General features: G+C 40.0%; 12 protein-coding genes, 1 tRNA gene and 3 rRNA genes. 11 read left to right on the top strand and 5 right to left on the bottom strand.

Translation table 11 applies throughout. From position 1 onward, the window contains the following. Nucleotides 1–23 precede the first annotated feature (23 nt). The 3 genes from IGJ93_RS09925 to IGJ93_RS09915 are packed head-to-tail and all read left to right on the top strand — an operon-like array spanning nucleotide 24 to nucleotide 2,131. Nucleotides 24–719 carry a YutD family protein gene (locus IGJ93_RS09925; protein WP_075491292.1) on the top strand — a complete coding sequence of 232 codons (696 nt, stop codon included), beginning with the start codon at nucleotides 24–26 and terminating at the stop codon, nucleotides 717–719. 2 nt (nucleotides 720–721) lie between these two features. Continuing rightward, complete coding sequence (locus tag IGJ93_RS09920; RefSeq protein WP_067482464.1) at nucleotides 722–1,486, top strand: TIGR01457 family HAD-type hydrolase; 765 nt, start codon at nucleotides 722–724, stop codon at nucleotides 1,484–1,486. Beyond that, a complete protein-coding gene (locus tag IGJ93_RS09915) occupies nucleotides 1,487–2,131 on the top strand; it encodes a TIGR01906 family membrane protein (RefSeq protein WP_067482462.1) in 645 nt (214 codons plus the stop codon). A 263-nt stretch (nucleotides 2,132–2,394) separates the two neighbouring features. Here IGJ93_RS09915 and IGJ93_RS09910 read toward each other — a convergent pair whose 3' ends face one another. Both IGJ93_RS09910 and IGJ93_RS09905 read right to left on the bottom strand, forming a co-directional pair. Then, nucleotides 2,395–2,904, bottom strand: coding sequence for a phosphatidylglycerophosphatase A family protein (locus IGJ93_RS09910; protein ID WP_067482460.1), 510 nt, complete (start codon nucleotides 2,902–2,904; stop codon nucleotides 2,395–2,397). A gap of 103 nt (nucleotides 2,905–3,007) precedes the next feature. Further along, a complete protein-coding gene (locus IGJ93_RS09905; RefSeq protein WP_071868892.1) occupies nucleotides 3,008–4,009 on the bottom strand; it encodes an NAD(P)/FAD-dependent oxidoreductase in 1,002 nt (333 codons plus the stop codon). A 174-nt stretch (nucleotides 4,010–4,183) separates the two neighbouring features. Between IGJ93_RS09905 and IGJ93_RS09900 the strand changes: the two genes are divergently transcribed. Then, nucleotides 4,184–4,768 (top strand): peptidylprolyl isomerase, encoded by a 585-nt coding sequence (locus IGJ93_RS09900; RefSeq protein ID WP_067482457.1) that lies wholly within the window; start codon nucleotides 4,184–4,186, stop codon nucleotides 4,766–4,768. A gap of 224 nt (nucleotides 4,769–4,992) precedes the next feature. Here IGJ93_RS09900 and IGJ93_RS09895 read toward each other — a convergent pair whose 3' ends face one another. Further along, nucleotides 4,993–6,162, bottom strand: a complete 1,170-nt coding sequence (locus IGJ93_RS09895) for a MalY/PatB family protein (RefSeq protein WP_095803765.1) — start codon at nucleotides 6,160–6,162, stop codon at nucleotides 4,993–4,995. 91 nt (nucleotides 6,163–6,253) lie between these two features. On the opposite strand from IGJ93_RS09895, the gene IGJ93_RS09890 reads away from it, so the two are divergent. The 7 genes from IGJ93_RS09890 (at nucleotide 6,254) to IGJ93_RS09860 (ending at nucleotide 13,243) form a co-directional block, all read left to right on the top strand. Continuing rightward, the gene (locus IGJ93_RS09890) at nucleotides 6,254–6,622 is read left to right on the top strand and encodes a CvfD/Ygs/GSP13 family RNA-binding post-transcriptional regulator (protein ID WP_067482453.1); all 369 of its coding nucleotides are present in this window, start codon (nucleotides 6,254–6,256) and stop codon (nucleotides 6,620–6,622) included. A gap of 91 nt (nucleotides 6,623–6,713) precedes the next feature. Further along, nucleotides 6,714–7,076 carry a hypothetical protein gene (locus IGJ93_RS09885; RefSeq protein ID WP_067482451.1) on the top strand — a complete coding sequence of 121 codons (363 nt, stop codon included), beginning with the start codon at nucleotides 6,714–6,716 and terminating at the stop codon, nucleotides 7,074–7,076. 675 nt (nucleotides 7,077–7,751) lie between these two features. Then, nucleotides 7,752–9,312: ribosomal RNA gene (locus tag IGJ93_RS09880) — 16S ribosomal RNA — on the top strand. 229 nt (nucleotides 9,313–9,541) lie between these two features. Then, nucleotides 9,542–12,455, top strand: a 23S ribosomal RNA gene (locus IGJ93_RS09875). A 92-nt stretch (nucleotides 12,456–12,547) separates the two neighbouring features. Then, nucleotides 12,548–12,663 (top strand): 5S ribosomal RNA (gene rrf / locus IGJ93_RS09870). The 16S, 23S and 5S rRNA genes sit together here with 1 tRNA gene alongside, the layout of an rRNA operon. A 9-nt stretch (nucleotides 12,664–12,672) precedes the next feature. Next, a tRNA-Asn gene (locus tag IGJ93_RS09865) sits at nucleotides 12,673–12,746 on the top strand. Between the two features lie 134 nt (nucleotides 12,747–12,880). Next, on the top strand, nucleotides 12,881–13,243 hold the full coding sequence (locus IGJ93_RS09860; protein ID WP_067480199.1) for an iron-sulfur cluster biosynthesis family protein: 363 nt from the start codon (nucleotides 12,881–12,883) through the stop codon (nucleotides 13,241–13,243). Nucleotides 13,244–13,310: 67 nt separating this feature from the next. On the opposite strand, the gene IGJ93_RS09855 is transcribed toward IGJ93_RS09860, so the two are convergent. Both IGJ93_RS09855 and IGJ93_RS09850 read right to left on the bottom strand, forming a co-directional pair. Further along, nucleotides 13,311–13,943, bottom strand: coding sequence for a cadmium resistance transporter (locus tag IGJ93_RS09855; RefSeq protein WP_071869444.1), 633 nt, complete (start codon nucleotides 13,941–13,943; stop codon nucleotides 13,311–13,313). Between the two features lie 466 nt (nucleotides 13,944–14,409). Further along, the gene (locus IGJ93_RS09850; RefSeq protein WP_270608787.1) at nucleotides 14,410–15,552 is read right to left on the bottom strand and encodes a tyrosine-type recombinase/integrase; all 1,143 of its coding nucleotides are present in this window, start codon (nucleotides 15,550–15,552) and stop codon (nucleotides 14,410–14,412) included. Nucleotides 15,553–15,572 lie beyond the last annotated feature (20 nt).

The following is a 15,572-nucleotide window of genomic DNA, read 5'->3' as shown; positions in this document are numbered from 1 at the left end:
GACTAGGAATAGGTGGTGAAAGTATGTCTGCAAAACCAAAAGAAAAGAAACAACAGCTAGTTGCAAACAAAGAAACGAAAGAAACAACCCTAGCAACAGCTGAAAGTGAAGCAACAAATCTTGTCACAGATGAACTAACGACTGCTTTAGAAGAAATCGTTGAAGAAAAGCCTAAAGCAGAAAAAATCAAAGGGGAACTTGTGACACCTTTAGATGATAGTAATTTTTTAGTTGGTGATCGACAATTTCGTCTAGTAGCCAATCACCGTGAAGGGTTTGACGCACAAAAACTTGGCGAGCGGTACAGTGATGTGTTGTCTCGTTATGATTATATCGTTGGGGACTGGGGCTATGAACAGCTTCGCCTGAAAGGATTTTTCCGTGCAGACAATCGACGTGCCCATCCGGATCAGCGGATTGATTCATTAGAAGATTATCTTTATGAATACTGCAATTTTGGTTGTGCTTATTTTGTTATCGAGCGCATTGGCGGGGGAGACAAAAAGGAAAAGCCAGCACAACGTCGCAAAAAGAAAAAAAATTACAATCAGACAGCGTACATTGATGAAAAGAAAGGTCCAGTGTCTTCTAGTCATAAGAAACCTGTCATTAAAAAACGTAAGGAGACGCCCAAAAAAGCGACTGCTGCTAAAGAATCAGTAGAGCAGCCAGCAAATGAAAAAGCGAACTTTACGATAAGAAAAAGAAAAGAGTCGTGAGCATGAGTTATAAAGGATATTTGATTGATTTAGACGGAACGATTTATCGTGGAACAGAAGCGATTCCTGCAGGGAAACGTTTTGTCGAAGAATTACAACAACGTGAGTTACCCTTTTTATTCGTTACTAATAATACGACGAAGAGCCCTGCTACAGTTGCAAAACGCTTGGCAGATGAATTCGATATTCATGTCGCAGCAGAAACAGTTTATACGGCAAGTTTAGCGACGATTGATTTTATGCAAACAGATGGAAAAGGTAAAAAAGTTTTTGTTATTGGGGAGTCAGGATTAATTGACCTGATTTTGGAAGCTGGATTTGAATGGGAAGAAGAAAACCCAGATTACGTTGTTGTTGGATTAGATAATTATTTAACCTACGAAAAAGTGGTGGCAGCAACGCTTGCAATTCAAAAAGGGGCAACGTTCATTGGAACAAACCCAGACAAGAATATTCCTACTGAACGCGGGTTGCTACCAGGTGCAGGTTCAGTGGTTTCCTTCGTTGAAACAGCTACTCAAACAACTCCAATCTATATTGGTAAGCCAGAAGCAATCATCATGGATAAGGCAGTAGAAATCTTAGGACTTCAAAAAGAGGAAGTAATCATGGTTGGTGATAACTATGAAACAGATATTCAAGCCGGTATCCAAAACGGAATTGACACGTTGCTCGTTCTATCCGGGTTTACCAAGGCAGAAGATGTACCTCATTTACCAGTCCCAGCTACATTTGTCAAAAATTCATTAGATGAGTGGCAGTTCTAAATGGGTAAGCGTAAGGGACAATGGCTTGAGTATTTGGGGTTGACTAGCTTATTTCTGACCTTGATTAGTCTAGCGATTGCCTTGACTATCAATTTTCGACCGCTCTATGTATTTGATATTGATTATTTGCATATTTTGCGGTACACGTCTCTGGATCAGCAAACGTTGCTTCAGAATTTTGATGAATTGATGAAATACTTGAATAATCCGTTTCAATCTGTACTGAGTTTGCCAGATTTTCCTGTTTCGGCCAGTGGCGCACACCATTTTCGTGAAGTTCGTGTTCTTTTTTTCATTGATTATGCTGTGTTATTAGTCACGTTGATACCAAGTAGCTTATTTGTTTATTCGTTATGGAAAAATAAACGTTTCTGGCGATTAATACGTCCGTTTCAGTTTGGGATGCTTGCGCCAGTGGTTATTGGATTTTTTATGCTAATCGGTTTTGATCGATTCTTCATTGTTTTTCACGAAACATTTTTCAACAATGACGATTGGTTATTCGATCCTCGAACTGATCCAATTATCAATGTGTTACCGGAAGAATTTTTTATGCATAGTTTTGTTCTCTTTTTTGTTTTACTTGAACTCTTTTTCGCTATTTTCCTGTTCCTTGGAAAGCATGAGTTAAGAAAGAAAAGATAACTTTTTCAACAAGAAACGCTCTCAAAGATAAACCAAATCTGGCTTATTTTTTGAGGGTGTTTCTTTTACTTTTAGTGGAGAAAAAGGAGGTGTGACAAAAGCCTTGTCACACCTCCTTCAGTAATCAATCAAATTTTCACAAAAATATGAGAAGTCATTTTCGAAAACGGCTTCTCATATTTCTTGGAGTTAATCATTTCTGTCACAGTACCATTCTGTTGGTGACAGCCAATATTGCACTGCTCACTTGTTACCGATTCATTTTATTGTGTCAAACGACTGCGTTTTTCAGGTTCAGCATGGGCTAAACGACTTGCTGCAGATGCGGCAATCGCACCAACGATATCATCTAAAAAAGTATGGACATGATCGCCATCATGTCGGTTCAATTGTTTTAAAATCCCTGGTTTCACTTTGTCAATGTAGCCGTAGTTGGTAAATCCAATCGTTCCGTAAACATTAACAATAGATAAGGCGAGGATTTCATCAATTCCATACAAGCCTTCATCGTCTTCGATAATATGTTGTAAAGGTTCCATTAACTGTTTTTGTTCAGCTAAAATATCTAACTGGATTCCCGTGATGATTGCATTATGGACTTCTCGTTTTGTTAGAACCGAGTCAACGCTTTCTGCGCAATCCGCTAAAGTTAAATCAGTAATATAATCTTTTTGTAAAAACATAACTAATTCTGCAATATCTTCAATTGTTACACCGCGTTCAAGTAAAAGAGCACGTGCTTTTTCTTCTAATGTTTCCTTTTTAATAACCATGGTATTCCTCCTTCAAATAGTCTATATATTCATGTTAGCTTAATCAAGTAAAAAAGCAAGAAGGATACCTTTGCATCTGAGGTTTATTACAAGTGGATGCTAGTCATCTTTCAGGACGAAGTCGTTTATCATACAAGCTGGTACTGTGTCCAGGTTGTGCCCGTTCTTTGGGATTGATGTAATGTAGTGCATTGTTAACCGCAGTGGGTGCTTCACCAAATCCTGTAGCAATCAATTTCACTTTGCCATCATAGGAACAAATATCGCCTGCAGCGTAAATTCCAGGAATCGAGGTCGACATATCGGAGTTTACCATGATTGATTGGCGAGAACTTTCCAGCCCCCACGAAGCAATCTGACCTAAATTAGAAGTAAACCCATAATTGATAATCAAAGAATCAATGCTTAAATCAATCGTTTCATCGCTTTTTACCTTTTTTAAACGAAGGTCGGTTAACTGGTTTGATTCCCCAGCTAAATCTTCAATCAAATAAGGTGTCAATAAATGAACAGATGAATTTTTTAATTGAGCAACACTGTGTTCATGGCCACGAAATTCGCTTCGACGATGGATTAGATAGACTTCGCTAGCAATTGGCTCAAGCATCAATGCCCAATCAATCGCAGAATCGCCACCACCAGCAATTGCTACTTTTTTGCCAGCGTATTTCATTAAATCATTGACATAATAATCTAAACCGTTGTTCTCAAAGGCGTCGGCACCTTCGATAGTTAATTTTCTTGGCTGAAAAGAGCCATTTCCGAGTGCTAAAATCACCGCTTTTGAATAATGGATACCTTTGTTTGTAATGATTTCGATCACATCTTCTTCGCGTGTAATGGAAAGAACTTCTTCTTCTAAATGAAATGTATGATTAAAAGTCGTCAATTGCTTTTCAAGATTGCCGACCAATTCGTTTGCTTTAATTGCAGGATACCCTGGGATATCGTAAATATATTTTTCTGGATACAAGGTTGCTAACTGACCACCAAGTTGGGGTAAACTGTCAATGATCTTTGTTTTTGCTTGTCGCATTCCTGCATAAAATGCGGCAAACATACCCACGGGTCCAGCACCGATAATGGTAATATCATAAATGTCCATAAAAACTCCTCCTCCAGACACACTATAGCAGAATTTAACTGAGAATGCTTCTCAAATAAATTAATTTTACTTGGAGTTTAAACTTTCTTTTTAGTAATCTGATCTAGTTTTTTGAATAGACATTCGGTATTATGTTATTATTTGGTAGTAAGAAAACATTAGGAGGAACCAAACATGGCATTTCCACAATTAGATTTAGCAAATGAAAAAGGCCCAAAAGCAACAATCAAAACAAATCGCGGAGACATCACAGTTCAATTATTTCCTGAATTAGCACCTAAAACTGTTCAAAATTTTATTGAATTAGCTAAAAAAGGGTACTACGATGGTGTCATTTTCCACCGTGTCATTCCTGATTTCATGATCCAAGGTGGCGACCCAACTGGAACAGGTATGGGAGGAGAAAGCATCTACGGTGAAAGCTTTGAAGATGAATTTAGCCGTGAATTATTTAACCTACGTGGTGCATTATCAATGGCGAATGCTGGTCCAAATACTAACGGAAGCCAATTCTTTATCGTAAATAATGAAAATGTTCCTGCTAATATGCTTGGACAACTTGAAGGTGCCGGTTTCCCCGCAGAAGTTATCGAAGCTTACAAGGGTGGAGGTACACCTTGGCTAGATTTCCGTCACACAGTTTTTGGTCATGTTGTTGAAGGAATGACTGTTGTTGATGAAATTGCAAATGTACAACGTGGACCACAAGACCGACCAGTCCATGATGTAGTAATCGAAACAATTGAGATTGCAGAATAACTATTAGAAAATGTACTGATAATGTAAAAGAGATTGTGGTCCAAAGCGTTGAACTTCAAGTAATAAGTAAAAATTTTTAAAAATTGTTCTTCAAATTTTGGCGAAGTTTCAGCTTACTGCAGCAGAAGTTGCTTTGAGAACATCTTTTATTCGTATAAAAGGGACTGTGACAAATTTTTTGTCACAGTCCCTTTTTGCTTTTTTATAAAAAATTAAATAGAAAATTACTTTTCAAAAGAGTGTTTGATTCGTTGTAATCCTTCTAATAAAGTCGCTTTAGGGCAGGCAACATTCAAACGCATATGACAATGTCCAGCTGGGCCAAAAGAAATTCCTGGGTTCAAGACAACTTTTCCTTTTTTAATGAAACAGTCTTGCAATTCTTGATCATTTGTTTCGTAAGCGGAAAAATCTAACCACATTAGGTAAGTCCCTTCAGGCTTCATAACACGAACATCTGGCATTTCTTCTTGAAAAAAGGAACAAACAAGTGAAACATTTTCTTCTAAATAAGGAAGCAACTCTGAAAGCCAAGTTTCACCAGTTTCGTAAGCTGCCTGTGTACCAATTAAGCCAAATGTATTGATTTCTTGTTGCTGATTAGTTAAGAGACGTTGTGTAAAAGCTGCTTTAAGTTTTTTATTTTTGATAAAAACCATCGAATGTTTAATTGCAGCTAAATTAAATGTTTTTGTGGCAGAAGTAAATGCGATCATTTGATCATGAAGTTTCGGATTGATTGTCAACATTGATGTGAACTGATTGCCAAACAGCATAAGGTCCTGATGAATTTCATCACTGAATATGAAAACCTGATAGTTTAAACACAGGTCTGCTAACTGAGTTAATTCAGCTTTTGACCACACACGACCGCCAGGATTATGAGGGTTACATAAAATGAGGGCTTTGATATTGTGTTGTTGTATCTTTTGTTCCATATCTGCAAAGTCCATCTCGAAATGATTGTTTTTTTCTATTAAAGAACTGCGAACCAACTTTCGCTGATTGTTTTCTACTATAGAAGAAAAAGGTGGATAAACAGGATCATGAATCATAATTGAATCGCCTATTTCAGTAAATGTTTGGATACCTACAGCTAGACTGGACAAAACACCACTTGAAAAGACAATCTCTTCTTTTTTTATGGTGACTTGATGCTGTTCCTTTTCCCATTGAATAATAGAGTTATATAATTCATTGGAAATCGTTGAGTAACCAAACAAACCGTTTTGAACATAGCTGCTTAAAGCCTGAGTGACACCTTTGGGAGAAAGAAAATCCATATCTGCTACCCAAAGCGGTAATAAATCAGATGCATGATATGTTTCAGTAATACCATCCCATTTTACGCTATGCGTATTTTTTCTCGTTATTTGTTGATCGAATTCTACCATTTCAAAGCCTCCGATTTCACTTGTTTATTTTCAAAACTTCTTTTTTTAAATCATATACAGTATAATGAAAGATGCGAAGAGAGGGAAGTAAATGACTTATAAAATTGGACAAATAATTGAAGGAAAAGTAACTGGAATACAACCTTATGGTGCGTTTGTTTCTCTTGACGAGGAAACGCAGGGATTAATCCATGTTTCAGAAGTACAATCAGGTTATACAAAAAATATTCATGCATTGCTAACAATTGGACAACCAATCAGAGTACAAATTATTGATATTGATGAGTACTCTCAAAAAATCAGTTTATCTTTAAGGACTTTGGAGAGCAACAGTCCAGTAGTTGCACACCGTAGAAAAAGGTATTTTACAAACAAAAATAGAAAAATTGGTTTTAAAACAATCGAAGAACAACTACCCATCTGGATCAAAGAAGCATTGACTGAATTGGAGAAAAAATAAAACAAGAAATAAAAAGTGTATTTTTTCTGAAAATATGCTAAAATTTTTTTGTAAGCCATAGAACAAGAACAAGTTGATCGAGGTGGAGATTTTGGCAAACAAAAGAGTCGCTGGTACAATTATGTTGCATTTGGAGGATGGATCAAAGAGATTTCTGGTTCATTCAATTGATGATACGCTAGAATTCGCGTTAGCAGATCTTTCTGAAGGAAAGACTGGTCTAGCCAATATGCTTAATTTTTTAAAGGAAATCGTTCATATTGATGTGAGTCAAATCAACTTAATGGAGTTGACCAACACCCATATCGGACATGAAAATGTTCCGTTGTTTGTTTTTGAAACAGAGCAGAAGAATCAGGATGGTGAGCTGGCAGAAGGCTATCTTTGGGAAGAATCAGGGCAGATGCGAGCTGTTCTTGGGACTTACGAAGTAGAGGGTGTTCCTCTTTTCTAATCAGAAAATACAAAAATAAAAAGAAGATTGAAAAAAATTCAATCTTCTTTTTTTTGCCGTTTTAAACAAAAAAACAAGTAGAATGTTCCGGTTTATAATGCTTTTATAGCCATTTTAAAGCTTAACCAGAGACTTTGTTCGTAAAACACGAAAATTAGGAAGAAAAACAGTCTGAGTACTGTTTGAAAAAGGTCGAGAATTCAGTTGACCAATCAAAAAAAGAATGATAAATTAGACAACGTTGAAGCGAAAGTAACATTCATGAAACTTTCGTAAATAACATGAAAAATAGTTGTTGACATGTGAATTATCACATGATAAGATAACTAAGTCGTTTAAAAAGGGCTGCTTATGAAGCTTGATTTCATCAAGAAAAAATTCAAAAAAGTTCTTGACAAATAACAAACGATGCGATATGATAAATGAGTTGCTGAAAGATTTCTCAAACGAAATCAAAAAAACTTTTTTAAAAAAGAGTTGACATTCAAACGTCACTCTGATATGATATAAAAGTTGCTACGGCAATTCAAGTAGACCTTTGAAAACTGAACAAAGTAAGACAAACCAAATGTGTAGGGCGTCTTGATTCAATTCAAGACAACAAACATTTTTAAACAGCAAGCAATATGCTAGCAAACAAATTGAGCTTAACAATCGAAAGATTGTTCTAACTTTTATTATGAGAGTTTGATCCTGGCTCAGGACGAACGCTGGCGGCGTGCCTAATACATGCAAGTCGTACGCTTTTTCTTTCACCGGAGCTTGCTCCACCGAAAGAAAAGGAGTGGCGAACGGGTGAGTAACACGTGGGTAACCTGCCCATCAGAAGGGGATAACACTTGGAAACAGGTGCTAATACCGTATAACAATCGAAACCGCATGGTTTTGATTTGAAAGGCGCTTTCGGGTGTCGCTGATGGATGGACCCGCGGTGCATTAGCTAGTTGGTGAGGTAACGGCTCACCAAGGCCACGATGCATAGCCGACCTGAGAGGGTGATCGGCCACATTGGGACTGAGACACGGCCCAAACTCCTACGGGAGGCAGCAGTAGGGAATCTTCGGCAATGGACGAAAGTCTGACCGAGCAACGCCGCGTGAGTGAAGAAGGTTTTCGGATCGTAAAACTCTGTTGTTAGAGAAGAACAAGGATGAGAGTAACTGTTCATCCCTTGACGGTATCTAACCAGAAAGCCACGGCTAACTACGTGCCAGCAGCCGCGGTAATACGTAGGTGGCAAGCGTTGTCCGGATTTATTGGGCGTAAAGCGAGCGCAGGCGGTTTCTTAAGTCTGATGTGAAAGCCCCCGGCTCAACCGGGGAGGGTCATTGGAAACTGGGAGACTTGAGTGCAGAAGAGGAGAGTGGAATTCCATGTGTAGCGGTGAAATGCGTAGATATATGGAGGAACACCAGTGGCGAAGGCGACTCTCTGGTCTGCAACTGACGCTGAGGCTCGAAAGCGTGGGGAGCAAACAGGATTAGATACCCTGGTAGTCCACGCCGTAAACGATGAGTGCTAAGTGTTGGAGGGTTTCCGCCCTTCAGTGCTGCAGCTAACGCATTAAGCACTCCGCCTGGGGAGTACGACCGCAAGGTTGAAACTCAAAGGAATTGACGGGGGCCCGCACAAGCGGTGGAGCATGTGGTTTAATTCGAAGCAACGCGAAGAACCTTACCAGGTCTTGACATCCTTTGACCACTCTAGAGATAGAGCTTCCCCTTCGGGGGCAAAGTGACAGGTGGTGCATGGTTGTCGTCAGCTCGTGTCGTGAGATGTTGGGTTAAGTCCCGCAACGAGCGCAACCCTTATTGTTAGTTGCCATCATTTAGTTGGGCACTCTAGCAAGACTGCCGGTGACAAACCGGAGGAAGGTGGGGATGACGTCAAATCATCATGCCCCTTATGACCTGGGCTACACACGTGCTACAATGGGAAGTACAACGAGTCGCGAAGTCGCGAGGCTAAGCTAATCTCTTAAAGCTTCTCTCAGTTCGGATTGTAGGCTGCAACTCGCCTACATGAAGCCGGAATCGCTAGTAATCGCGGATCAGCACGCCGCGGTGAATACGTTCCCGGGCCTTGTACACACCGCCCGTCACACCACGAAAGTTTGTAACACCCGAAGTCGGTGAGGTAACCTTTTTGGAGCCAGCCGCCTAAGGTGGGATAGATGATTGGGGTGAAGTCGTAACAAGGTAGCCGTATCGGAAGGTGCGGCTGGATCACCTCCTTTCTAAGGAATATTACGGAGACTACACACGTTTGTCATCATTACTTTGTTCAGTTTTGAGAGGTTTACTCTCAAAACACTTTGTTCATTGAAAACTGGATATTTGAAGTAAGATCAAAACAAACCGAGAACACCGCGTTGAATGAGTTTTTTAATAAGTTCAATTGCTTATTTTTCTTGACTAGTTTCTATCGCTAGAAATGATGTCAAAACCCAACCGTAAGGTTGATAAGGTTAAGTGAATAAGGGCGCACGGTGGATGCCTTGGCACTAGGAGCCGATGAAGGACGGGACTAACACCGATATGCTTTGGGGAGCTGTACGTAAGCTATGATCCAGAGATTTCCGAATGGGGGAACCCAGCATCTTTTATAGGATGTTACAAATATGTGAATACATAGCATATTTGAGGTAGACGCAGAGAACTGAAACATCTAAGTACCTGCAGGAAGAGAAAGAAAATTCGATTCCCCGAGTAGCGGCGAGCGAAACGGGAAAAGCCCAAACCAACAAGCTTGCTTGTTGGGGTTGTAGGACTCCAATATGGTAGTTTTTTCAGATAATCGAATGACTTGGAAAAGTCAGTCAAAGAGGGTAAAAACCCCGTAGATGAAATTTGGAAGACACCTAGGAGGATCCTGAGTACGGCGGAACACGAGGAATTCCGTCGGAATCCGGGAGGACCATCTCCCAAGGCTAAATACTCCCTAGTGACCGATAGTGAACCAGTACCGTGAGGGAAAGGTGAAAAGCACCCCGGAAGGGGAGTGAAATAGAACCTGAAACCGTGTGCCTACAACAAGTCAAAGCCCGTTAATGGGTGATGGCGTGCCTTTTGTAGAATGAACCGGCGAGTTACGATTGCATGCGAGGTTAAGTCGAAGAGACGGAGCCGTAGCGAAAGCGAGTCTGAATAGGGCGTTTGAGTATGTAGTCGTAGACCCGAAACCATGTGATCTACCCATGTCCAGGTTGAAGGTGCGGTAAAACGCACTGGAGGACCGAACCCACGTACGTTGAAAAGTGCGGGGATGAGGTGTGGGTAGCGGAGAAATTCCAAACGAACTTGGAGATAGCTGGTTCTCTCCGAAATAGCTTTAGGGCTAGCCTCGGAATTGAGAATGATGGAGGTAGAGCACTGTTTGGACTAGGGGCCCATCTCGGGTTACCGAATTCAGATAAACTCCGAATGCCATTCATTCATATCCGGGAGTCAGACTGTGAGTGATAAGATCCATAGTCGAAAGGGAAACAGCCCAGACCACCAGCTAAGGTCCCAAAATATATGTTAAGTGGAAAAGGATGTGGGGTTGCACAGACAACTAGGATGTTGGCTCAGAAGCAGCCACCATTTAAAGAGTGCGTAATAGCTCACTAGTCGAGTGACCCTGCGCCGAAAATGTACCGGGGCTAAACATATTACCGAAGCTGTGGATAACACCTATGGTGTTATGGTAGGAGAGCGTTCTAAGGGCGTTGAAGGTAGATCGTGAGGACTGCTGGAGCGCTTAGAAGTGAGAATGCCGGTATGAGTAGCGAAAGACAGGTGAGAATCCTGTCCACCGAATGACTAAGGTTTCCTGGGGAAGGCTCGTCCGCCCAGGGTTAGTCGGGACCTAAGCCGAGGCCGAAAGGCGTAGGCGATGGATAACAGGTTGATATTCCTGTACCCGTTGTTTTTGTTTGAGCAATGGAGGGACGCAGGAGGCTAAGGAATGCAGACGATTGGAAATGTCTGTCCAAGCAGTAAGTCTTAGGTTGAGTCAAATGCTTAATCTTTTAAGGACAAGCTGTGATGGGGAGGGAAATAATAGTACCGAAGTTCCTGATGTCACACTGCCAAGAAAAGCTTCTAGTGAGAAAACAACGGCCCGTACCGCAAACCGACACAGGTAGTCGAGGAGAGAATCCTAAGGTGAGCGAGAGAACTCTCGTTAAGGAACTCGGCAAAATGACCCCGTAACTTCGGGAGAAGGGGTGCTGATCGTCAGATCAGCCGCAGTGAATAGGCCCAAGCGACTGTTTATCAAAAACACAGGTCTCTGCAAAATCGTAAGATGAAGTATAGGGGCTGACGCCTGCCCGGTGCTGGAAGGTTAAGAGGAGTGCTTAGCGTAAGCGAAGGTACGAATTGAAGCCCCAGTAAACGGCGGCCGTAACTATAACGGTCCTAAGGTAGCGAAATTCCTTGTCGGGTAAGTTCCGACCCGCACGAAAGGCGTAACGATTTGGGCACTGTCTCAACGAGAGACTCGGTGAAATTTTAGTACCTGTGAAGATGCAGGTTACCCGCGACAGGACGGAAAGACCCCATGGAGCTTTACTGTAGTTTGATATTGAGTGTCTGTACCGCATGTACAGGATAGGTAGGAGCCGTAGAAATCGGAACGCTAGTTTCGATGGAGGCGCTGGTGGGATACTACCCCTGCGTTATGGCCACTCTAACCCGCACCACTAATCGTGGTGGGAGACAGTGTCAGATGGGCAGTTTGACTGGGGCGGTCGCCTCCTAAAAGGTAACGGAGGCGCCCAAAGGTTCCCTCAGAATGGTTGGAAATCATTCGAAGAGTGTAAAGGCAGAAGGGAGCTTGACTGCGAGACCAACAAGTCGAGCAGGGACGAAAGTCGGGCTTAGTGATCCGGTGGTTCCGCATGGAAGGGCCATCGCTCAACGGATAAAAGCTACCCTGGGGATAACAGGCTTATCTCCCCCAAGAGTCCACATCGACGGGGAGGTTTGGCACCTCGATGTCGGCTCGTCGCATCCTGGGGCTGTAGTCGGTCCCAAGGGTTGGGCTGTTCGCCCATTAAAGCGGCACGCGAGCTGGGTTCAGAACGTCGTGAGACAGTTCGGTCCCTATCCGTCGCGGGCGTTGGAAATTTGAGAGGAGCTGTCCTTAGTACGAGAGGACCGGGATGGACTTACCGCTGGTGTACCAGTTGTTCTGCCAAGGGCATTGCTGGGTAGCTATGTAGGGAAGGGATAAACGCTGAAAGCATCTAAGTGTGAAGCCCACCTCAAGATGAGATTTCCCATTTCTTTAAGAAAGTAAGATCCCTGAGAGATGATCAGGTAGATAGGTCAGAAGTGGAAGTACAGTGATGTATGGAGCGGACTGATACTAATCGATCGAGGACTTAACCAAGAATGGTAAAAGAAAAAAACTCGGTAGAGTTGAGATTACTTCAAATCCAGTTTTGAGTGAGCAAAAGCAAACTCAATAAGATAACACCACAGTGTGGTGGCGATAGCGAGAAGGATACACCTGTAACCATGCCGAACACAGAAGTTAAGCTTCTTAGCGCCGATTGTAGTGAGGGGTTGCCCCTTGTGAGAGTAGGACGTCGCCACGCTGGTATTATTCCGGCATAGCTCAGTTGGTAGTAGCGCATGACTGTTAATCATGATGTCGTAGGTTCGAGTCCTACTGCCGGAGTACTAAAAAGAAGGAAGAAATCTTAACGATTTCTTCCTTCTTTTTTTGTTGTGTCAGTCGATGAGGCAAGTGTCTCGCTATATTTATTAATATGTGTTAGCATTTTTTTGGAAGAATAAAGGAGGTTTTAAATAATGTATTTAAAAATTTCTACTGAAGCACAAGAACGATTACAAAAATATTTAGATGAAGAAGCAACTGTAATTCTTGATCTAGATGATGGCGTAGGTGTGTATTCTAAAATGGGTGTCTGCTCATTAGACACTAGCTTTCGTCTATTGATTTTAGACAAAACACAAAAAAGAGAAGACTATCAATTAGTTTTGGATAGTGATGTCGGCGAGCTTTATGTGAAAGACTACTCCAAAATGTACATGGATGAAGCGATGACTTTGTCACTTGATACACGACTAGGTGTATTCCAATTATCGAGTCCTAGTGGTATGTTAGACAGCCATGTTCAATTAGTGGATCTTCGCCCTAACAAAATTGTCTAATGCAACTCTTCAATTAAATAAGAAAAACGCTCTAATGTATAAATTTTTGATACATTAGAGCGTTTTTTTAGTTAAACAAACCACTGTCAATAAGAATATAGATTCCTAAGCCAATAAAGATGACTGGTATAATAAATACTTGATGCCGATGAAGTTCCTCCTGTATAAAGGAAAGATTGGCTAATTTGAAACTGAAATAACACCAGATAGCAATCATAATTATAAATATAAGAACAGTTATAATTAAATCAATGACAGAATACCTACTAAATAGGGGGACGTAAATTCCAATATTATTTGAGCCATTGCCAAGAGTTAAAAGAGTAACATTTAAAAAATGTGGTCGTAAGCCACTTGTTAATAGAGTTTCATCTGTGAGATCTGCTTTGTTAGCTGAGGAGTCTTTCTCGATCGAAACAGTTCTTTTTTTATTTTTCACAAAATCAAGCCAAGACTTAATTCCTAGAAAAATTGGAATGATGCCTAGCAAACCTAAATACTCCGTTTGAATTCGATTCAAACTGTGAGATGCCAAAATACTAAATAGAACTAAGAGCCCTACTCCTAAATATTGTCCAAGAACAATATCTTTTTTTGATAAATTTTTTCCAACTTGAGAAAATAAAATGGTTAATATAAAAATGTCATCAATGTTGGTGCTGATAAAAGAAATCAAACTAGTAGTAAGTGTTGTAAGCATTGAAATCCCTCCTCACATTTAAGGATAAATAAAATAATCTTATACTTAATTATAACGTTTTATTTAGTTAGTGTGTTAGTGAGAGAGTGGTCACTATAAAATCAGACGATGGTTTAATCGTTGCAAGAAGTTTTGAGTGAGGAGAGTTAAAAAAAAAAGAACAGTTCCAGGCTAAAAATTTAGTCACGAGTGTTGTACACCTTATTTTAGTTAAATAAGTCTAAGCAGTTCTTGAATCCTAATTCAATGAGCATTGGTTAAGAGAGCTGGAAAATAAATAATCAAAAAAAGACATCAGAATGGGTGTTTTTATAACACATTCTGACGCCTTTAAGGAAGCCACTTGACAGCTTTAGTAGCTATAACCACATAATAAAAACACACTTTTTATAGTATGTTTAAATTATACAAGAACAATATTTTTCATAGCTAAATTTTTTATTTCGTGGAATTTTTGTGGAAGTCATTACATAATATCTTTTAAAAATAATTGTATTTTTTGTTTATTTTTATCGTGATTTTCTTTTGTACTTGAAGCATATTGATATGATTGAGAAATATCTTTGTGCCCAATTTGCGATTGAATATAGATAGGGTCAGTTTCAGCAAGTATCATAGCATCAATTCTAGCATGTCTAAATGAGTGGGTAGAAATGCGATTTATTTTTGCTAATTCGCAAGTTTCCTTGATGTACTTATTAACAGCAGAATTACTTACAGGCCATCCGTCTTTGTAGTTACAAAAAATAATATTGTGCGGATTTTTGAGCTTTCCGCTTATCATATCTAAATTTTGCTGTTTTCTATACCTTTTCAGTTCGGTAAATAATGAATTTGGAGCATCAACACTTCTTATCCCAGCTTCAGATTTTGTAGATCCAAATCGTTTGATTCCTGCATCGTATTTAAAAGCTCTATTAATTTGAATAGTTTCGTCTTCTGGAATTAAATCTTCCCACTTTAACGCAGCAACTTCCTGATAACGGCATCCTGTGTACAGTTGAGTAAGAACAAAAAACTTACTTGGCGAATCATTTCTTTTTAGTAATGTTTCTCTAAATTTCTTTGTGTCCTCGTAGCTTATTGTTTTTTCAGATTTACGTTCAGGTTTTTGACCTACTATTTTAATATTCTTAGTAGGGTTAGAATGTATGTACTGCATATCTAACGCTTCTAAGAACATTGATTTTACGATATTATGCCGATTGCTAACAGTTTCCACAGACAAGCCTCTTTTATTCACAGTATTGGGAGTTCCTAACCAGTTTATCCACTTCTGATACTTTAATTTATCCACACCTCTGAGCGTTTGATTTTCCCCGAAAAAATCAAGTAAGTTTTGCCTTACTAAAGCAATTTTTTGCATTCTGCCTGCGGACACTTTTCCCTTTTTAAATGTATCTACCCACTGATCGTAGAAATCAAGTAACTTTATTTTTTTTACTACTTCGCCACGAGCAATTTTACCCAAGAAATCTATTTCCTTTTCTTTGACAGCTTTTTTAGTTTCCGCAGTCAAAGATTTTTCTTTCCATTCATTAGTGATGGGATCTTGATATCGTGTTCTTAGTCGCCATTTGCCATTTGTTAATTTTTTTGGAGTAGCCATTTATAAATCAGACCTTTCGT

This window comes from Enterococcus sp. DIV0174 (assembly GCF_050529065.1).
Classification (GTDB): domain Bacteria; phylum Bacillota; class Bacilli; order Lactobacillales; family Enterococcaceae; genus Enterococcus_B; species Enterococcus_B thailandicus.
The sequence above is the reverse complement of the archived record's forward strand: the minus strand, read 5'-3'. Positions and strand labels throughout refer to the sequence as shown.